Origin of the sequence: Herbaspirillum frisingense GSF30 (genome assembly GCF_000300975.2) — a bacterium.
Taxonomy (GTDB): Bacteria; Pseudomonadota; Gammaproteobacteria; order Burkholderiales; family Burkholderiaceae_D; genus Herbaspirillum; species Herbaspirillum frisingense.
Map to the genome: position 1 here is coordinate 130,890 of NZ_AEEC02000010.1, position 17,411 is coordinate 148,300.

Sequence of the window (17,411 nt, forward strand, 5' to 3'; positions counted from 1 at the left end):
GCTTTTTTCGTTCTCTGACACCGACCCAGGAGGCCCCAAAATGAGCTACAGCCAGGCAGGTTATGTGGAATTGATGGAAGCAGCGCGCGACCCGGACCATGTGGTGACGCTGGCCTTTGCCGGCCTGATCGCACTGGCCGTTCATCGTCCGGCCCCCTATGACGTACCCATCGCCGCCCTCGATGCCGAGGCCCTGGCGGCCTTGCGTGAGCGCTATTTTCCGGAGTTGACGGCGCCTCTGTATGGCTCCCGCAGTGGGTTGTCCGGCGAGGCCTGTGCGCCGCCGCCGATCGACGAATTCGATGACCTGCTGGCCATGCTGATGGATTGCCGCACCTACGACGACCAGGAAAGTACCTGGCTGGCCCACGCCGTCGCCACGGCCTGCATGGGGTCCAACCATCTCTGGCAAGACATGGGCTTGCCCAACCGGACGGCCTTGTCACGGCTGATCAGTCATTACTTTTCCATCCTGGCGGAGCGCAACGTCAGCGACATGAAGTGGAAGAAGTTCTTCTATCGGCAATTGTGCGAACGCGAAGGGCTGGTGCTGTGCCAGGCCCCCAGCTGCGGCAATTGTTCCGATTACCTCAAGTGCTTCGGTCCGGAAGATGCCAATCCATTGCTCGGCTTGAACTGAGCCGGCGCTGGCGTCTTCATTCGTCTCCTTTTTTCAAGGAACAAGTCCATGTTGCGTAAGCTGATGCTGGCCTGTACCTGGCTGTGGCTGTTGATGCCGGGCGCCCGGGCCGAGGAGGTCCACGTGGCCGTTGCGGCCAATTTCACCCAGCCGTTCAAGCAGATCGCCGCCGCGTTCGAGCAGGCCACCGGTCACAAGGTGGTGGCGGCGTTCGGTTCTACCGGCCAGTTCTATGCCCAGATCAACAATGGCGCGCCATTCGAGATCTTGCTGGCGGCGGACGCCGACACGCCCGCTCTGCTGGAAAAGCAGAACACCGCCGTGGCCGGCAGCCGCTTCACCTACGCATGCGGCAAGCTGGTGCTCTGGAGCGCCAAGTCGGGCGTAGTGGACGCGCAGGGGGAGATCCTGAAGAAGGGCGCCTTCGAGCACCTGTCGCTGGCCAATCCCAAGCTGGCGCCGTATGGCCTGGCGGGCGTGCAGACGATGCAGAAGCTCGGGCTTGAAGAGACCTTGCGGCCCAAGATCGTGCAGGCGGAAAACATCAACCAGGCTTACCAGTTCATCGCCAGCGGCAATGCCTTGCTCGGCTTCGTGGCTTTGTCGCAAGTGGTCAGGAACGGGCAGATCGCCGACGGCTCGGCCTGGATCGTGCCGGCCGAGCTGTATGCGCCGATCCTGCAGGACGCGGTCCTGCTGGAAAAAGGCCGCGCCCATCCCGCTGCCCTGGCGTTGATGACTTACCTCAAGAGCGCGCCGGCGCGCCAGGTCATCCGCGCCTACGGCTACGCGCTGGATCGCTAGGCCGGCCATGTGGTTGACCGCCGAAGACTGGAGTGCGGTGCGCCTGACGCTGAGCCTGGCCGGCATCGTCACGGTGCTGCTGCTGTTGCTAGGCACCCCGCTGGCCTGGTGGCTGGCACGCACGCGCTCGGGCTGCCGCTATTGGGTGGCCGCAGTGGTGGCCTTGCCGCTGGTCTTGCCGCCAGCGGTGCTGGGCTTCTATCTGTTGGTGCTCATGGGCCCGCAAGGGCCGGTGGGCCAGCTCACCCAGGCATTGGGGCTGGGCTTGTTGCCCTTCAGTTTTGGCGGACTGGTGCTGGCCTCGTTGCTGTATTCGATGCCCTTCGTGGTCCAGCCCTTGCAAAACGCCTTCGAGGCCATCGGTGAACGGCCCATGGAAGTGGCGGCGACCCTGCGCGCCTCGCCGCTGGATGCCTTCTTTACCGTGGCCGTGCCCTTGGCCGGGCCGGGCTTCCTGACGGCGGCGGTGCTTGGTTTTGCCCATACCGTAGGGGAGTTCGGCGTGGTGCTGATGATCGGCGGCAATATCCCCGGCAAGACACGGGTCTTGTCGATGCAGATCTATGACCACGTGGAAGCTTTCGAATACGCCCAGGCGCACCGGCTGGCAGGCGCCATGCTGGTGTTTTCCTTCCTGGTGCTGCTGGTGATGATGCGGCTGGGACGCGCCGGCAAGTCCGGACTCAAGCCAGCCAAGTCCGCCCGCGCACCACAGGACGCTACGGTGCAGGCGGGCGACGCTACCAGGAGATCGACATGAAGCCAGCCATGGTTGAGCCCAGCATCGCGCAGCCCGGGATCATCGCGAAGATGGCGTATGGCTATGGTGGCGCGGGCGAGTTCCAGCTTGACCTGGATCTGAAATTGCCGGGGCGGGGTGTGAGCGCCTTGAGCGGGCCCTCCGGCTGCGGCAAGACTACCTTCCTGCGCTGCATGGCCGGCCTGCTGCGCCCGAGCCGGGGATACCTGGAGGTCAACGGCGAGGTCTGGCAGGATTCGCAGCGCCAGTATTTCTTGCCGACTCATCGACGCGCGCTGGGATACGTATTCCAGGAGGCCAGCCTGTTGCCGCATCTGTCGGTGAGCCGCAATCTGGACTATGGTGCGCGCCGCAGCAAGGCCGCTCCCGGCACCACGCCACGCCAGAAGATCATTGAGCTGCTGGGCATCGGTTCCCTGCTGCAGGCCATGCCATCGGCCTTGTCAGGCGGGGAGCGCCAGCGCGTGGCTATGGCGCGCGCCTTGTTCACGGCACCGCGCCTGTTGCTCATGGACGAACCGATGGCCGCACTGGACAACGACCGCAAGCGCGATATCCTGCCTTACCTGGAACGCCTGCGTGACGAGCTGGCCATTCCCATTCTCTACATCAGCCACCATCCTGAAGAAATCGCGCGTCTGGCCGATACGCTGGTATTGATGCGGCAGGGCCGCTGCCTGGCCAGCGGCCCTCTGACGACACTGCTGTCACGACTCAATCTGCCCCTGGCCCATGCAGAGGATGCCGGGGCCGTGATCGAGGCCAAGGTTGCTGCCCATGACGAGAGGTATCACCTGACCCGCCTGGTGCTGGCCGGTGGCGAGATTTTCGTGCCGCGACGGGAGTTGCCGGCCGGTCAGCCGGTGCGGCTGCAAATCCATGCGCGCGACGTCAGCCTGGCCCTGAGCCCCAGCCATGACAGCAGCATCCTCAACCGGCTGGCGGCCACGGTGCTCAAGCTGGCGCCAGCGCAGCATCCGGCCCACGTGCTGATCGTGCTGGATGCCGGCGGAGAACAACTGTTGGCGCGCATCACGCGGCGCTCCTGCGATCAGCTCGCCCTGGTGCCGGGGCAGCCGGTGTGGGCGCAGATCAAGTCGGTAGCCTTGTTGTAGACATGATGCCATCGCCTGATTCTTGAACGCACGGGAAAGGCCGCAGCCGCGCTGGCGATGCGGCCTTTTCCCGACGAGCACTCAACCGAACTTGAACAGGATGCCATAGCCGCCACGGGGATATTCCCATGCCACGTTGCGGTGTTCGGTACAGATCACGCGGCAGGTGCCGCATTCCAGGCAGCCATCGGTGGTCAGCAGGATCTGGCCGCCGCCTTCGGCGGTATAGCAACCGGCCGGGCAGCAGGTCAGACATTGCTGGGTCTTGCACTGATCAGCGCACACCGACTGGTTCTTGATGGCGATATGCGGACGGCCGCTGTCGATCTTGTAGCGGTTCTGGAACAGTTTTTCCTCGACCTTGGACGTGCTCATTCGAAAGCCCTCCACATTTTGTAGGCATCACCCACCAATCCGAACAGGGAGCGCCGCTGGGTGAAGCTGCGCCGGATGTCTCGTTCCTTGGATTTCTTGTCGGTCCCGTCGACCTTGAGCATGTGATGCGCTGCCTGGTTGAGCAGTTCGGGGTAGGTATTCAACAGGTGCGGATTGCGATGGAAGATGCCGGGCAGGGCGCGGTATTTCTTCAGGTCCTTGATGACGAAGCTCTCGTTGAGCGCGGTGCGATAGCGTGCCAGGTTGCGCTCGCTCAGGGGCAGTCCTTCGGCGCGCAGCGCAATCACGGTTTCGGCAGCCAGGCGGCCGCTGGTCATGGCCAGGTTGGAACCTTCACGATGTACCGCGTTGACGAACATGCCCGAGTCGCCCACGACCATCCAGCCACTGCCATAGAGGCAGGGAATGGAGTGGTAGCCGCCCTCGGGAATGAGGTGGGCTGCATACTCCTTCATTTCTCCGCCTTCGAGCAGCGGTGCAATGGCCGGATGGGCCTTCATGTCTTCCAGCAGTTGGTAGGGCGAGCATTTCTGCCGTTTGAGGTCGGACAACATGCAGCCCACGCCGACGGTCACCGAGTCGCGGTTGGTGTAGAGAAAGCCGGTACCCATCATGCCCTTGGTGATCTTGCCGACCATCTCGATGACCACGCCGGCGTCGCCGCTGACGTTGAAGCGACTGGCGATGGTTTCCTCCGGCATGAAATGGATTTCCTTGACCGCCAGCGCCACCTCGGCCGGATCGAGTTCTGGGCGAAAGCCGGCTTTGCGGGCCAGCACCGAATTGACGCCATCGGCCAGCACCACGATGTCGGCATAGATCGAGCCACCCACACGATCGGTCTGCACGCCCACGACGTGCTGGCCATCCATGAGCAGATCGGTCACGGTGGTCTCACAGATCAGCAGGGCACCGGCCTCTTGCACTTTCTGCGAAAACCATTTGTCGAACTGGGCGCGGATGATGGTGTAGCGGTTGTAGGGCGGCTTGTTGAAGTCTTCCGAGCGGTAGTGGCCGCCGATGAAGGATTGATCATCCAGCACCCACATGCGCTGCTCGATGATGTGGCGCTCCAGCGGCGCGTCTTCGCGAAAGTCGGGAATGATGCGCTCCAGCGCATCCGAGTAGAGGATGGCGCCTTGCACGTTCTTGGAACCTGGATATTCCCCCCGTTCGATCTGCAGCACCTTCAGTCCAGCCTTGGCCATGGTGTAGGCACAGGCATTGCCGGAGGGCCCGGCGCCGACCACGATGGCATCGAATTTCTCAGTCATGCTGTTCTCCCTGTTATGGCTCAGCTCGCCATGCGCATCGTGGCCAGTTGTTGACGGAAGGCCTCGGTCAGGGCCGGCAGGATGGTCATGGCGTTGCCGACGATGCCGTAGCTGGCGAAGTCGAAGATGGGGGCGTTGGGATCACTGTTGATGGCAATGATCACGTCCGAGTCGGCCATGCCGACACGATGCTGGATGGCGCCCGAGATACCGGCCGCGATATACAGCTTGGGCCGTACGGTCTTGCCGGATTGCCCGACCTGGCGCTCGGCCTGGACCCAGTTGGCTTGCACCACCGGGCGCGTGGCACCCACCTCGGCCCCCAGCACCATGGCCAGGTCCCAGATCAGCTGGAAATTCTCGGCCCGTTTCATGCCGCGTCCACCTGCCACGATGATGTCGGCAAACGGTAGCTGCGGCTTGTCTTGCTGATTGTCGGGGATGTATTCCAAGACCTTGGTGATGATGTCGTTCTCGATCAGGCACAGTGGATGCTCGATGATCTGGCCGCTGCGGCTCCGGTCGGGCTCCGGCATGGCCATCACCCGCGGCCGCACGGTGGCCATCTGCGGCCGGTAGTTCAACGTCAGGATGGTACACAGCAGGCTGCCGCCAAAGGTCGGGCGCGATGCCGCCATGCTGCGGTTTTCCATGTCGATGGTGAGCCCGGTGCAGTCGGCGGTCAGGCCGGTCTTGAGTGTGGTGGCGACACTGCCGGCCAGGTCGCGCCCTTGCGCGGTGGCCCCCAGCAGCAGGATCTCCGGCTGATAGCGGTTGACCAGATCGGTGAGGCCCTTGGTGAATGGCTGATTGCGATAGGCCGACAGGGTAGGGTCGGCGATCAGGTAGCAGCTGTCGGCACCATGGTGGAAAGCCTGTTCGCAGAACTGCCGGGTCGCCAGGTCGGGCGCGCCCAATACCACGCCCGAGAGCGACACGCCGAGCTGGTCGGCCAGCTTGCGGCCTTCGCCCAGCAGCTCCCAGGAGACTGCGTGGACTTCGCCGCGCTCGTGTTCGATGAATACCCACACGCCCTGGTAGGCCTTGAGGCGTTCGTCCAGTTCGTATTTTCCCTTGCCGCCTTTGCGCTCTGGCGCATGCTTGTCGTCGTTCATGCTGTGCCTCATGGAATCGATGTTGGGAAGGTCAGGCCACTTTCCTGGCAATGGCGTCGCCCAGTTTGGGGTGTTGTGTGAAGAGCTTGCCGACCAGGGTGACGGCCAGGTCACGCGCTTCGTCGCCTTCGGCCGTGACGATCTCGGCACGGCGCGCATTGGGCTTGGGCGCAAACACCTTGCTCACCACCGTGGGCGAGCCCTTCAAGCCGATCTTGCTGACGTCCTCGATGCCGGCGGCCGCACGGTCCCAGGTACGGATCGGATGGCGGGCGGCGCGGAACATGTTTTCCATGGTGGCAAAGCGCATTTCGTTGCTGCCTTCGAGCATGGTGATGAGGCAGGGCAACCGGGTCTGGAGCACCTGCACCCCGCCTTCGGCGCGGCGCTGGATGACGATTTCGCGCGCGATGGGGTCCAGCGACACGATCTTGGAGACATAGGTCAGCAATTGCAGATCAAGCCGCTTGGCGATGCCCGGGCCGACCTGGGCCGTATCGCCGTCGATGGTCTGCTTGCCGGCCAGGACCAGATCGACGGCCTGGTCTTGTGAGATCCGCTGGATGGCAGCCGCCAGCGCATACGAGGTGGCCAGCGTATCGGCACCGGCGAAGGCGCGGTCGGTCACCAGGATGGCTTCATCGGCGCCGAAGGAAATGCATTTGCGCAGCGCCGCCTCCGCTTGCGGCGGGCCCATGGTCAGCACCGTCACCCGTCCGCCGACCTGATCCTTGATGCGCAGGGCTTCTTCCAGCGAAAACAGGTCATAGGGGTTGATGATGGCCGGTACACCCTGGCGCATGATGGTGTTGGTGACCGGATGCACGCGGATCTGGGCGCTATCCGGTACTTGCTTGATACAGACGACGATATGCATGGTGTTCTCCAAAAGGGCAGGCTCAGGCCTTGGCTGGCAGGGACATGCGCAGCATCTCCAGGGATACCGACTTGCCATGGGCATCCTGGAAAACCTTGAACACTTTCTCCTGTGCCGGCGTGGAATGCACGAAGTCGTCATAGGCGGTGGCCAGCAGGGCGCGCAGCTTCTTGAACATCTCCACTTCGTCCAGCTCGTCCAGGCCGCGTTCCTGTCGCATGTACTGATAGAAGCGCTTCAAGATGTGCAGGCGATTGACGTTCACGACCGATTGCTGGTAAGGCACACCAAAGAAATCGAGGAACTCTTCGGCGGCGGACAGTTGTTTCAGTTTTTCGGCCAGGGTCAGCATGACGGGCTCTCTTTCGTAGTTGAGCGGAACACAGGCACAGCGCGCGGGAACGGTGAATCCAAGTGCTTACATCTGGCTGGCCGCACAGGCGCCGCTTTCCAGGAAAAATCGCGTGAGTTCATCTTCGCTGGGCGCGGTCTTGGCCATCATGGTGTGGTCACGGATGCGCATGAGCATGGCTTGTGCCTGGCCATCCGAGAGCAGTATTCCCATCTTGGCGAAGGCATCCTTGACACCGCGCGAGCCTGAATGCTTGCCCAGCACGATGTGATGGCTGCGGCCCAGTTCGGCCGGGCTGAAGTGTTCATAGTTGGCGGGGTTCTTGAGCAGGCCGTCCACGTGGATGCCCGATTCATGCGTGAACACTGCTTCGCCGACGATGCTCTTGTTGGGCGCGACCGCCTTGCCGGAGGCCTTGGCCACCAGCCTGGAAATGGCCGGAAGAGAACGCGTATCGACCTGGGTCTCAATGCCATGCAGATGGCGCAAGCCCATCACCACTTCTTCCAGCGGGGCATTGCCCGCGCGCTCGCCCAGACCGTTGACGGTGGTATTGACGTGGCTGGCGCCGGCATTGATGGCGGCCAGGGTGTTGGCCGTGGCCAGGCCCAGGTCGTTGTGGGCGTGCATTTCCAGTTCGATGTCGACTTCGTGGCGCAACTGGCGGATCACTTCGTAAGTCGCAAAGGGATCGAGCAGCCCCAGCGTATCGGCAAAGCGGAAGCGCCGGGCACCGGCGGCCTGCGCCGTTTCGATCACCCGCAACAGGAAGTCCAGGTCGGCGCGGGAGGAATCCTCGCCACCGAGGCAAACCTCCATGCCCAGGTCCAGTGCCTTGGGCAGGAAATGCCGGATCTGCGCCAGCACCCAGTCGCGGTCGCGTTGCAGCTTGTGCTGTATGTGAATGTCCGACACCGGCATGGACAGGTTGACGATATCGGCGTTGCAGCGGGCGGCGGCTGCCAGGTCGGCCTCGCACATGCGGCCCCATACCATGGTCTTGCTGCGCAGAGGCAGGGCGGCGATGGCCTGGATGACCTCGATTTCGGCCTCGCCCATGATGGGAATGCCGATTTCCATCTCCGGCACGCCGATCTCATCGAGGGCGCGTGCGATGGCGATTTTTTCTTCCGCTGTGAAGGCAACACCGGCAGTCTGTTCGCCGTCGCGCAGGGTAGTGTCATTGATTGTGACCATCTTGGATTCTCCGGCAATGCGATACGAAAAATGTCTTCTGATCCTGATTTAGCAATTCATGTGCCAATGAGATTTGCAGAATAAATTCCTTAAAAATCAATGTGATAAGTGACTCGCCTGGTGTTTTTCGGTAGTCCGTGGCCCTTGTCACTTTTGTCGTGTTTGTCGTGTCTTGTCCGGCCTTGCCGCCCCGGCACACCGCGCAGTCCTCAGTCCCGTTCGCGTGCCAGATTGACGGTGTAGAGCGGCAGCTCGACCACCAGGTCCTGCTGCCTGAGCACCACTTGGCACGCCAGCCGCGACTGTGCGCTCAAGCCCCAGGCGCGGCCCAGTTGGTCTTCCTCGTCATCACTGGCCGACGCTAGTGAGTCGAAGCCTTCATGGACGATCACATGGCAGGTGGAACACGCACAGGATTTTTCGCAGGCGTGCTCCAGTGCGATCCCGTTCTTGAGCAAGGCATCGCACAGGAACTGGCCGCTACGGGCATCGAAGCTGCTGCCTTCGGCGCACAGTACGGGATGGGGACGAACGGTGATGTGCGGCATGGCAGCTCCCGATGTGGCCGGGATGGCCCCGGTCAGGGTTGGAACATCTAGTCATGAGCCCAGGTCGATGGCCTCAAGGCGCTGCCCAGAGAGGGCCAGCGAGACACTGGCATTCATGCGCCGGGCGGCGAATTCCTGGGTGGCCTGGTTCAGGGCATCGCATGCGCGGCCGAGCGCAGCGATGTTGTCGTCATTGGCTTCGCGTGCGGTCTCGATCAGTTCCGTCAGGGCATAGAGGTGCAGGCGGATGTGCGCCTGTTCGGTGGCGCTGAGCAGGCTGTGGCCGTCGCGCTTGAGGGCGGCATCGGTGGCGTCGGCCACCTGGCGGGCGTTGACCTGGGCTTCACGCAGCGTGCGCATCTTCATGTCATCGGTGGCGTGCCCTGCGGCTTCGGAGAGCATACGGGCGATGTTGGCATCATCCAGTCCATAGGATGGCTTGACGGTGACGGCCGCTTCCACGCCGGTGCTTTGTTCGCGTGCCGAGACCGACAGCAGTCCGTCGGCATCGATCTGGAAGCTCACGCGGATACGGGCAGCGCCGGCTACCATGGGAGGAATGCCGCGCAACTCGAGATGTGCCAGGGAGCGGCAATCGGCCACCAGTTCCCGTTCACCTTGCAGCACGTGCACGCTCATGGCGGTCTGGCCATCCTTGAAGGTGGTGAATTCCTGCGCTCGTGCCACCGGAATGGTGGAGTTGCGCGGGATGATCTTTTCCACCAGGCCACCCATGGTTTCCAGTCCCAGCGAGAGCGGACAGACGTCCAGCAGCAGCCAGTCGCTTTGCTGGCGATTGCCGGCCAGGACATTGGCCTGCATGGCCGCGCCCAGTGCCACGACCTGGTCCGGATCAAGATCGGTCAAAGGTGGCTGGCCGAAGAAGTCGGCCACGGCGGCGCGTACCTGCAGCATCCGAGTCGATCCACCGACCAGGACCACGCCTTCGATCTCGGACACGCCCAGTCCCGCGTCGCGCAGTGCCTTGCGGGTGGGCAGCAGGGTACGGGCCAGCAAGTCCCGGCTGATGGACGCAAATACCTCGCGCGTCAACGACAAGTGCACGGCCTGACCCGACGACAGGTTCAGCTCAATGGTCGCGCTGGGCTCCCGGCTCAGGGTTTCCTTGGCGTGCCGCGCAGCAGTGAGCAGGCGGCGGGTATCTTGCGTGGTGAGCTCTGCGCTTGCCAGCTGGCTCTGGCCGAGGATCCAGTCATGGATGCAGCGATCGAAGTCATCGCCACCCAGGGCGCCATCGCCATTGGTGGCCAGCACTTCAAAGACCCCGCGCGAGAGTTTGAGGATGGAAATGTCAAAGGTGCCGCCCCCCAGGTCATAGATGGCGAACACGCCTTCGGCAGCCTGGTCGAGGCCATAGGCAATGGCAGCCGCCGTGGGTTCATTGAGCAGCCGCAGCACATTCAGGCCGGCCAGGCGTGCGGCGTCTTTGGTGGCCTGGCGCTGGGCGTCATCGAAATAGGCCGGCACCGTGATGACCGCGCCGCTGAGCTCACCGCCCAGCGAGGCTTCGGCGCGCTGGCGCAATACCCGCAGGATGTCGGCCGATACGTCGATAGGTGTCTTGATGCCTGCAGCGGTATCGATCTGTACCAGGCCGGGCTTGTCGATGAAGGCATAGGGCATGTCGGCGCTGTTGCCGACGTTCATGTCGGCACGGTCGCGTCCCATCAGGCGCTTGATGGATGACAAGGTATTGCGCGGATCATCGCTCTGCGCGGCCTTGGCGGCATGGCCGACAACGGCCGGTGGCCGGTCTTCCGGCTGCAGGGAGTGGGGCGGCAGATAGCGCACGACCGAAGGCAGCAGCGCCTGGCCGGCCTCATCGGGCAGGATGCGGGCCTGGCCCGACTGGACCGTGGCCACCAGCGAATTGGTGGTGCCCAGGTCGATGCCCACTGCCAGCCGGTGCTGATGCGGCGCCGTGCTGCGGCCAGGTTCGGCGATCTGGAGCAGGGACATGGCCTAGACCGCGAAGCTTTCGCCGCAGCCGCACTGATTCTTGGCGTTGGGATTGTTGAACTTGAAGCCCTCGTTGAGCCCTTCGCGCACGAAGTCCAGCTCGGTGCCATCGAGGTAGGGCAGGCTCTTGGGGTCAATCAGCACGGTCACGCCATGGCTTTCGAAGCGCAGGTCCTGCGGCTCGGCGACGTCGGCATATTCGAGCGCATACGCCATGCCGGAACAGCCGCTGGTCTTGACTGCCAGGCGCAAGCCGACAGCGCTGCGCTTGGCCAGGAAGGCGTGCACGCGGCGCGCGGCGTTTTCAGTGAGGGTGATGCTCATTGCCGTCTCTCCTCAGACCGAGAATGAACTGCCGCAGCCACAGGTGGTGGTGGCATTGGGATTCTTGATGATGAAGCGCGAGCCTTCCAGGCCTTCTTCGTAGCCGATCTCGGCGCCATTGAGGTATTGCATGCTCATGGCATCGACCAGCAGCGAGACACCGTTGCGCTCGATGCAGAAGTCGTCTTCGTTGACGGCATCGTCGAAGGCGAAGCCATATTCGAAGCCGGAGCAGCCGCCGCCGCTGACGTAGATGCGCAGCTTGAGTTCGGCATTGCCTTCTTCGCTGATCAACTCGCTGACCTTGGCCACGGCCGAATCGGTAAAGATGAGGGGGGCGTCGGCGGTGATGCTGTCGGTATCGGGCATGATGGACCTCCAGGAAATGGGGATGGGAACCGGCCGTTTCGTCTCAGTCGGCGATGGGTGCGCAGATCGGGTATTGCTTGGGGGCAGGGGCCGCCTGCTGGGCCTCGGGCGCGGCGTCATGCCGGCTGCGGTAATCCGCTACGGCGGCCTTGATGGCATCTTCGGCCAGGATGGAGCAGTGAATCTTCACCGGCGGTAAGGCCAGTTCGTCGGCGATGGCGGTGTTCTTGATGTCCAGCGCCTGGTCGAGGGTGCGCCCCTTGAGCCATTCGGTCACCAGGGAGGAAGAGGCGATGGCCGAACCGCAGCCGTAGGTCTTGAACCGGGCGTCTTCGATGATGCCGTTGTGATCGACCTTGATCTGCAGCTTCATCACGTCGCCACAGGCAGGCGCGCCCACCATGCCGGTGGCCACGCTGGTGTCGTCCTTGTCGAAGCTGCCGACGTTGCGCGGGTTTTCGTAGTGGTCCATCAATTTGTCGCTGTAAGCCATGATGTGCTCCTTGTCAGTGTGCAGCCCATTGCACCGTGGAGAGGTCAATGCCGTCCTTGTACATATCCCACAGAGGTGAGAGTGCCCGCAGTTTGCCGACCTTTTCACGGATCACGTTCACGGTGAAGTCGATCTCCTCGACGGTGGTAAAGCGGCCGATGGAAAAACGGATCGAACTGTGCGCCAGTTCGTCCGACAGGCCCAGTGCGCGCAGGACATAGGAGGGTTCCAGGCTGGCCGAGGTACAGGCCGACCCGGAGGACACCGCCACATCCTTGATGGCCATGAGCAGTGATTCTCCCTCGACATAGTTGAAACTGACATTGAGGTTGTGCGGCACGCGACGCTCCAGGTCGCCATTGACGAAACATTCCTCGATATCGGCAAAGCCGGCGTGCAGGCGGTCGCGCAGCATGCGGATGCGTTCGTTCTCAGTGCCCATGGCCAGGCGTGCCAGTTCGAAGGCTTCGCCCATACCGACGATCTGGTGGGTGGCCAGGGTGCCCGAGCGCAGGCCGCGTTCATGCCCGCCGCCATGCATCTGCGCCTCCAGGCGAACGCGCGGCTTGCGGCCCACATACAAGGCGCCGATTCCCTTGGGCCCATAGGTCTTGTGGGCCGAGAAGGACATCAGATCGACCTTGAGGCTCGCCAGGTCGATGGCCACCTTGCCGGTGGCCTGGGCGGCGTCCACGTGCAGGAGCACGCCTCGTGCACGGCAGATGTCGCCCAATGCGGAGATATCCTGGATCACGCCGATCTCGTTATTGACGTACATCACCGAGGCCAGGATGGTATCGGGCCGCAAGGCTGCTTCGAAGGCTGCCAGGTCGAGCAGGCCGTCGCTGCCGACCTCCAGGTAGGTCACTTCAAAACCGCGGCGCTCCAGCTCGCGCATGGTGTCGAGCACAGCTTTGTGTTCGGTCTTGACGGTGATGAGGTGGCGGCCCTTGCTACGCAGGAATTCAGCGGCACCCTTGATGGCCAGGTTATTGGCTTCGGTGGCGCCGGAGGTCCAGATGATTTCACGCACGTCGGCGTTGACCAGCGCGGCGACTTGCTCGCGTGCATGTTCGACCGCCGCTTCGGCGGCCCAGCCGAAGCTGTGTGAGCGGCTGGCCGGGTTGCCCGGAATATCGGTCAGATAGGGAATCATCTTTTGCGCAACGCGCGGATCAACCGGGGTGGTCGCCGAATAGTCCAGGTAGATCGGTAGCGATAAGGAAGAGGAGGGCATGGTGGCTCCGGCAAACTGTGTGGGAGAAGGGGGCTGTGCCTGGCTGTGATATGAGCTTCAGCAAAGAACATGCCATGCAGATAAATTTAGGTAACCTTTTGAATTAAAAGGGGAAATTTGTTTTTTTGTGGTTATGTTTCTGCTTGCGAGATTGTCGCTTTTGTTGGATTCGCGACGATAGGGCCGCCGATTTTGTTTCTTATGTGACGGGAGATTCAGCCCCGGCAGAGCGTGGAGTTGCGGCAGCGAGCGCAGCAATATCCGTATGGCTAACCGCTGAAACAGCCAAATCTCGAAAACAAAGACTGGGTCGCCCCGGCTGCTCTAGCCACTTTCCAGTCTGTTGAAATACTGCTGTTCGAACTGTCCGGGAGAAACGTTGCCGCTATAGGAATGGCGACGTTTCGGGTTGTAGAACATCTCGATGTAATCGAACACATCCGACCGTGCCGAACTTCTGTCGCAGATGATTCGGGGCAATGACTGTCGGCCTGCCATAGCGGCCAGCACGACGGCGATAGCCAGTCTGGCACTTGAGGCCTTCTGTGCGCATCAGGCGATAGACCCGATGCTTGTCACAACGCACGCCCAGGTCGCGCGGGTCGGCCGTAATCTTGCGATAGCCATAGACCCCGCCAGATTCCAGCCACGATTGCTTGATGAGTGCCAGGAGCCGCCGGTTCTCCTTGGTCCTCTAGGATTCTGGTCGGGCCTTCCAGGCGTAGTAGCGGCTGGGATGGACGCGCATTACGCGGCACATCGTGCGAACGGCATGCTGGGGTTCGTGAGCCACAACGAATGCGTACTTGACCGGGACTCGTTGGCAAAGAACGCGGCGGCCTTTTTTTAGGATGTCGCGCTCCTCGGTGACGCGCTTGAGCTCGGCCTTGAGGCGACGCTGCTCTTCTTGCTGGCTGGCCTGTGCCCGACGCTCCTCAGGCGCCAATGCGAACTTCTTCATCCATTCGTACAGCGTCGGCTGCGATACCCCGAGCCGTTTGCAACATCAGGGGCTGAGTGGCCCCGTTCCGTGACCTGCTTGACTGCCTCGATCTTGAACTCTTCCGGATAACGCTTGTTACTCATGGCGACTCCTCGGTCGCCAGATATTTTAGGCTGCGGAGTGTCTGGTAGTTCCGGGGCGATTCACACAGAAGATTGAGGGAGGTGCATCAAGGCAGGGGCCCAGAAAATCTAGGCATCCGTGAACTGCAAGGGGGTAACGAAACGCTAGCCCCTTCAACCGTCAAGATAACTAAAGGAATTCCGGTAGTTAAAAAGGGTTACCGCGACCTTGCTTGGCCTGGTTGATTGGATCGAGGATCTGGTGTTCGACCTCCAGCGAGGTGGCGGCATGTGCCCTTTGGTCAAGATCAGCACTGCCGAAGATGGTGGATCAGGTTCTGGAGTCCAGACCGTAAATGCTCGCGATCCGCACGCGTTCGTGCAAGTTGGTAAGTGCGGCGCGACATGGATAAAGGATCGAATCCAACATTTCGGATTTGTCGAAGGAGGCGACTACGTGACTGAGAAATTTGTGCGCTCCCTGGATTCGGGGAGCACAAAAGCTCACGCCCAGACTGCCATTGAGCACCACCTATCTCTCGAAATGGCGAAAGAGCTGGCGACGATGGCTCCGAGCTTCTTGAGCTCGCAAAATCTTCCTGATGCATTGCGCCTGACGGCTGATTTGGCCGATCAATTAACTACCAAATTTTGGTGGCGGGGGAGTAGTTGCGAGTTCTTGCTTTGATTGAATGGTCGGAACCTCGATGATTCCTGAAAACCAATGAAAATATTATTTCAGGCTCAATACTGCGACCCAAAGGCTGGCAATGCCAATAGCAGTTCCCCAAAGCCATTGCCAATGTTTAAGATAGAAGGCGACGAATAAACGCGCTATCTTTGCAGTCCAGTGGTATTCGATATAGAAGCCGGGGTATATAACAACGCCTGGAAAATCGTCTTGATCAAACTCCCGAAGCTTTGCTTCTCCGTTATACCAATGGATAAGCCACTTCAACATCTAATTTTCCTTTCCGTTGTCTCAAACCACTTTCCTCTTGGAACGTGCTGTCGATAGATCTGGCCTGCGAACACGAACCAAGAGGTCACAACCTTATTTGCTTTTGGTCGGTGGTTTGCTGGGCTTCAGAGCCGGATTATTTCCCGGCGTCTCTTTATTGTCGCGCCGCCGTTGATCGGGTTTGCCGGTCGATTTGGCAATAGGCTTTGGGCCTGGCTTTAGCGCCATGATTAACCTCCCTCAAATGTCGTAATGGTTTATCAAAAACAACACGTGGATAATCGGGACCCATCAAAAACTAAGAGTCGTCGCTCGCGAAGAACTGCGATTGCTCCATCCGATCCCCTCCTGCTTCAGATGCTCAATCCACAGTTGTCCATGGTAGTGCTTTGCAAACTGCGCTGCCAGCGTTGAATAGACTATTTTTCGAATTTCTTCTAACCAATATTGGGAGCTTTTCTTGCACGGGAATTTTCCAGGGCTAGGGGATATTGAGCCTCTCAGAGCATCCCGAAAATATCGCATCGATTCTTCAATAAGTAGTCGTGCTCGATCAGGGCAAGGCTTGACCCGCGCGCTCGCCAGGCGGCGGTTCGGCGCAGTTCTCAAAGGCATACCGTTTAATTCTTTCACGTGAGCTATCCAGCACCGCTGCACGATTACAGCGTGCTTGGCTTTCACATCATTTTGAATCTGTAGATAGGTGGCCATCGTCCTTTTCCTTCCTTTCGGTGACTTGGTCAACGTGACCCAAGATCTGCTTTACCGAATATTTTCGAGGTGCTTGAACCGTCAGTGAATTTTTGAGCGATTGTTAGGCTGTTTCGGGTTCTAGAGTAGGTGATAATTTCGTCCAGAGCATGATCGCGCCAGCGGCCGGTTTTGCTGGCCCAAATTACCCTGGTGCCATCAATGCGGCAGCGGTATTCCCAAATTGTTTTATCAGGTGGGCGGACATAGCTTATGAAAATAACTCCGGACTCCTCCTTATCGATCCTAATGATCGATGGAGATTGTCCCATCACCGCAGCTATTGCCACCTTGCAAATTTTGGCGCGGCCGATGCTTTGCGCATTTTCTGCATTGGCATAGGGCGCGGTAATTATTCCTGCTGACAAAAAGCAGTAAGCAAAATACTTTTCTCATTTTCTCTTTCTTGAACGATGGCCGATCACTGCAAGGGGGTAACGAAACGCTACCCCCTTCAAGCGGCGGGTGGTGAGGTATCTCCATCATGGGGATACCTGATTATTCCGGCAAGGATTCGAGCAGCTCCGCAATGGCAGATGCTTTCCACACTGTTCCAATGTCCGGTTCGCTACGAATGCGGCCAGAGTAGATGCCGATAAAGCGGGAGACCTCGCCAGAATATGTGTTGAGCCCGAATCCTCCCTCAACGTGAGTGCTCCCGGTGGCTCGGTAGGCAAAAACAGGGGAGCCAGATTGCCCTGGGCGAGTGCGGCAATCGATCAGGATCTGAGGTACTCCATCGTAGTCGAGATGCGGTTCCGATGCGAGAAAGCCGGTTGCCCAGATTGGAAGAGAGCCAGGCCCCGTCAATCCGAATGGAAAACCAATCACGCTCACCGGCTCGGCCGGTGCCAGCTTGATGGGTACGCCGACCGGGGCCGGATCAATGAGATGGATTATTGCACCTGGCTCGTTGGTCACCTTTAGCGCGACAAAATCAGCCGTCTTTCCCAGCTCAGGTTGTTCAAACCAAAGCGGCTCATCGTTGGCTAGAAGCGGATCCCGATACGACACGAATTCGCCAGGGCTATCGGCCTTGTAGTAGCGGATAACGACATTGTTGGGAATCCCACCGTGGGCGGATAGACATGCCCCTGTGTGCTGATCACGGCCGGTAACGTTATGGCGATTGGTTATCAGGAACAAATTTTCGG

Annotated in this window: 21 protein-coding genes and 2 pseudogenes; 5 read left to right on the plus strand and 18 right to left on the minus strand. The window is 60.7% G+C overall.

What is annotated here, in order from left to right; all coding sequences use genetic code 11:
* The first annotated feature begins 40 nt into the window (after positions 1-40).
* From HFRIS_RS09535 to modC, 4 genes are read left to right on the plus strand one after another with little or no spacing between them, the layout of a single operon-like run.
* A complete protein-coding gene (locus HFRIS_RS09535) occupies positions 41-640 on the plus strand; it encodes a nitrogen fixation protein NifQ (RefSeq protein WP_006463099.1) in 600 nt (199 codons plus the stop codon).
* A 48-nt stretch (positions 641-688) separates the two neighbouring features.
* Positions 689-1,444 carry a molybdate ABC transporter substrate-binding protein gene (gene modA / locus HFRIS_RS09540; protein WP_006463100.1) on the plus strand — a complete coding sequence of 252 codons (756 nt, stop codon included), beginning with the start codon at positions 689-691 and terminating at the stop codon, positions 1,442-1,444.
* 7 nt (positions 1,445-1,451) lie between these two features.
* Positions 1,452-2,204, plus strand: coding sequence for a molybdate ABC transporter permease subunit (gene modB / locus HFRIS_RS09545; protein WP_006463101.1), 753 nt, complete (start codon positions 1,452-1,454; stop codon positions 2,202-2,204).
* A complete protein-coding gene (gene modC, locus HFRIS_RS09550; RefSeq protein WP_006463102.1) occupies positions 2,201-3,319 on the plus strand; it encodes a molybdenum ABC transporter ATP-binding protein in 1,119 nt (372 codons plus the stop codon). Before modB ends, modC begins: the two co-directional genes overlap by 4 nt.
* Positions 3,320-3,400: 81 nt before the next feature.
* On the opposite strand, the gene HFRIS_RS09555 is transcribed toward modC, so the two are convergent.
* The 14 genes and pseudogenes from HFRIS_RS09555 to HFRIS_RS24755 all read right to left on the minus strand — a co-directional run.
* A complete protein-coding gene (locus HFRIS_RS09555; RefSeq protein WP_006463103.1) occupies positions 3,401-3,694 on the minus strand; it encodes a ferredoxin family protein in 294 nt (97 codons plus the stop codon).
* The gene (locus tag HFRIS_RS09560) at positions 3,691-4,989 is read right to left on the minus strand and encodes an FAD-dependent oxidoreductase (protein ID WP_006463104.1); all 1,299 of its coding nucleotides are present in this window, start codon (positions 4,987-4,989) and stop codon (positions 3,691-3,693) included. The genes HFRIS_RS09555 and HFRIS_RS09560 overlap by 4 nt, the downstream gene beginning before the upstream one ends.
* Before the next feature lie 20 nt (positions 4,990-5,009).
* Positions 5,010-6,104 carry an electron transfer flavoprotein subunit alpha/FixB family protein gene (locus HFRIS_RS09565; RefSeq protein WP_006463105.1) on the minus strand — a complete coding sequence of 365 codons (1,095 nt, stop codon included), beginning with the start codon at positions 6,102-6,104 and terminating at the stop codon, positions 5,010-5,012.
* A gap of 31 nt (positions 6,105-6,135) precedes the next feature.
* A complete protein-coding gene (locus tag HFRIS_RS09570) occupies positions 6,136-6,981 on the minus strand; it encodes an electron transfer flavoprotein subunit beta/FixA family protein (protein ID WP_006463106.1) in 846 nt (281 codons plus the stop codon).
* A gap of 22 nt (positions 6,982-7,003) precedes the next feature.
* Positions 7,004-7,333, minus strand: coding sequence for a nitrogenase stabilizing/protective protein NifW (nifW, locus tag HFRIS_RS09575; protein WP_006463107.1), 330 nt, complete (start codon positions 7,331-7,333; stop codon positions 7,004-7,006).
* Between the two features lie 66 nt (positions 7,334-7,399).
* Positions 7,400-8,530, minus strand: coding sequence for a homocitrate synthase (gene nifV, locus HFRIS_RS09580; protein ID WP_006463108.1), 1,131 nt, complete (start codon positions 8,528-8,530; stop codon positions 7,400-7,402).
* Between the two features lie 209 nt (positions 8,531-8,739).
* Positions 8,740-9,078: an ISC system 2Fe-2S type ferredoxin gene (gene fdx / locus HFRIS_RS09585; protein ID WP_006463109.1), complete on the minus strand. Its 339-nt coding sequence runs from the start codon at positions 9,076-9,078 to the stop codon at positions 8,740-8,742.
* A 51-nt stretch (positions 9,079-9,129) separates the two neighbouring features.
* Positions 9,130-11,058, minus strand: coding sequence for a Fe-S protein assembly chaperone HscA (gene hscA / locus HFRIS_RS09590; protein ID WP_006463110.1), 1,929 nt, complete (start codon positions 11,056-11,058; stop codon positions 9,130-9,132).
* 3 nt (positions 11,059-11,061) lie between these two features.
* Entirely contained in the window at positions 11,062-11,382 is a 321-nt protein-coding gene (gene iscA / locus HFRIS_RS09595; RefSeq protein WP_006463111.1) for an iron-sulfur cluster assembly protein IscA, read from the minus strand.
* A 12-nt stretch (positions 11,383-11,394) separates the two neighbouring features.
* Positions 11,395-11,751 carry an iron-sulfur cluster insertion protein ErpA gene (erpA, locus tag HFRIS_RS09600; protein ID WP_006463112.1) on the minus strand — a complete coding sequence of 119 codons (357 nt, stop codon included), beginning with the start codon at positions 11,749-11,751 and terminating at the stop codon, positions 11,395-11,397.
* A gap of 43 nt (positions 11,752-11,794) precedes the next feature.
* Positions 11,795-12,244, minus strand: a complete 450-nt coding sequence (gene iscU / locus HFRIS_RS09605; protein WP_006463113.1) for a Fe-S cluster assembly scaffold IscU — start codon at positions 12,242-12,244, stop codon at positions 11,795-11,797.
* A gap of 13 nt (positions 12,245-12,257) precedes the next feature.
* On the minus strand, positions 12,258-13,481 hold the full coding sequence (locus HFRIS_RS09610; RefSeq protein ID WP_006463114.1) for an IscS subfamily cysteine desulfurase: 1,224 nt from the start codon (positions 13,479-13,481) through the stop codon (positions 12,258-12,260).
* Positions 13,482-13,805: 324 nt separating this feature from the next.
* A pseudogene (locus tag HFRIS_RS26060) lies at positions 13,806-13,928 on the minus strand (IS3 family transposase); the annotation flags it as partial.
* A 4-nt stretch (positions 13,929-13,932) separates the two neighbouring features.
* A pseudogene (locus HFRIS_RS24755) lies at positions 13,933-14,567 on the minus strand (IS3 family transposase); the annotation flags it as partial.
* A 208-nt stretch (positions 14,568-14,775) separates the two neighbouring features.
* Between HFRIS_RS24755 and HFRIS_RS24535 the strand changes: the two are divergent.
* Positions 14,776-15,234: an antA/AntB antirepressor family protein gene (locus HFRIS_RS24535; protein ID WP_006463117.1), complete on the plus strand. Its 459-nt coding sequence runs from the start codon at positions 14,776-14,778 to the stop codon at positions 15,232-15,234.
* Between the two features lie 45 nt (positions 15,235-15,279).
* On the opposite strand, the gene HFRIS_RS09630 is transcribed toward HFRIS_RS24535, so the two are convergent.
* From HFRIS_RS09630 to HFRIS_RS09635, 4 genes are all read right to left on the minus strand, one after another.
* Complete coding sequence (locus HFRIS_RS09630) at positions 15,280-15,507, minus strand: hypothetical protein (RefSeq protein WP_006463118.1); 228 nt, start codon at positions 15,505-15,507, stop codon at positions 15,280-15,282.
* A gap of 291 nt (positions 15,508-15,798) precedes the next feature.
* On the minus strand, positions 15,799-16,218 hold the full coding sequence (locus HFRIS_RS25685) for a hypothetical protein (RefSeq protein WP_209443007.1): 420 nt from the start codon (positions 16,216-16,218) through the stop codon (positions 15,799-15,801).
* A gap of 29 nt (positions 16,219-16,247) precedes the next feature.
* Positions 16,248-16,625, minus strand: a complete 378-nt coding sequence (locus HFRIS_RS25425; protein WP_161625970.1) for a hypothetical protein — start codon at positions 16,623-16,625, stop codon at positions 16,248-16,250.
* Positions 16,626-16,755: 130 nt separating this feature from the next.
* On the minus strand, positions 16,756-17,411 hold a 656-nt coding region (locus HFRIS_RS09635), incomplete at its 5' end, for a S1 family peptidase (RefSeq protein WP_006463119.1).

Excerpts from the sequence above, each read along its gene's own strand:
- HFRIS_RS09535 (WP_006463099.1), top strand. The coding sequence starts at position 41 with ATGAGCTACAGCCAGGCAGGTTATGTGGAATTGATGGAAGCAGCGCGC.
- modA (WP_006463100.1), top strand. The coding sequence starts at position 689 with ATGTTGCGTAAGCTGATGCTGGCCTGTACCTGGCTGTGGCTGTTGATG.
- modB (WP_006463101.1), top strand. The coding sequence starts at position 1,452 with ATGTGGTTGACCGCCGAAGACTGGAGTGCGGTGCGCCTGACGCTGAGC.
- modC (WP_006463102.1), top strand. The coding sequence starts at position 2,201 with ATGAAGCCAGCCATGGTTGAGCCCAGCATCGCGCAGCCCGGGATCATC.
- HFRIS_RS09555 (WP_006463103.1), bottom strand. The coding sequence starts at position 3,694 with ATGAGCACGTCCAAGGTCGAGGAAAAACTGTTCCAGAACCGCTACAAG.
- HFRIS_RS09560 (WP_006463104.1), bottom strand. The coding sequence starts at position 4,989 with ATGACTGAGAAATTCGATGCCATCGTGGTCGGCGCCGGGCCCTCCGGC.
- HFRIS_RS09565 (WP_006463105.1), bottom strand. The coding sequence starts at position 6,104 with ATGAACGACGACAAGCATGCGCCAGAGCGCAAAGGCGGCAAGGGAAAA.
- HFRIS_RS09570 (WP_006463106.1), bottom strand. The coding sequence starts at position 6,981 with ATGCATATCGTCGTCTGTATCAAGCAAGTACCGGATAGCGCCCAGATC.
- nifW (WP_006463107.1), bottom strand. The coding sequence starts at position 7,333 with ATGCTGACCCTGGCCGAAAAACTGAAACAACTGTCCGCCGCCGAAGAG.
- nifV (WP_006463108.1), bottom strand. The coding sequence starts at position 8,530 with ATGGTCACAATCAATGACACTACCCTGCGCGACGGCGAACAGACTGCC.
- fdx (WP_006463109.1), bottom strand. The coding sequence starts at position 9,078 with ATGCCGCACATCACCGTTCGTCCCCATCCCGTACTGTGCGCCGAAGGC.
- hscA (WP_006463110.1), bottom strand. The coding sequence starts at position 11,058 with ATGTCCCTGCTCCAGATCGCCGAACCTGGCCGCAGCACGGCGCCGCAT.
- iscA (WP_006463111.1), bottom strand. The coding sequence starts at position 11,382 with ATGAGCATCACCCTCACTGAAAACGCCGCGCGCCGCGTGCACGCCTTC.
- erpA (WP_006463112.1), bottom strand. The coding sequence starts at position 11,751 with ATGCCCGATACCGACAGCATCACCGCCGACGCCCCCCTCATCTTTACC.
- iscU (WP_006463113.1), bottom strand. The coding sequence starts at position 12,244 with ATGGCTTACAGCGACAAATTGATGGACCACTACGAAAACCCGCGCAAC.
- HFRIS_RS09610 (WP_006463114.1), bottom strand. The coding sequence starts at position 13,481 with ATGCCCTCCTCTTCCTTATCGCTACCGATCTACCTGGACTATTCGGCG.
- HFRIS_RS09630 (WP_006463118.1), bottom strand. The coding sequence starts at position 15,507 with ATGTTGAAGTGGCTTATCCATTGGTATAACGGAGAAGCAAAGCTTCGG.
- HFRIS_RS25685 (WP_209443007.1), bottom strand. The coding sequence starts at position 16,218 with ATGGCCACCTATCTACAGATTCAAAATGATGTGAAAGCCAAGCACGCT.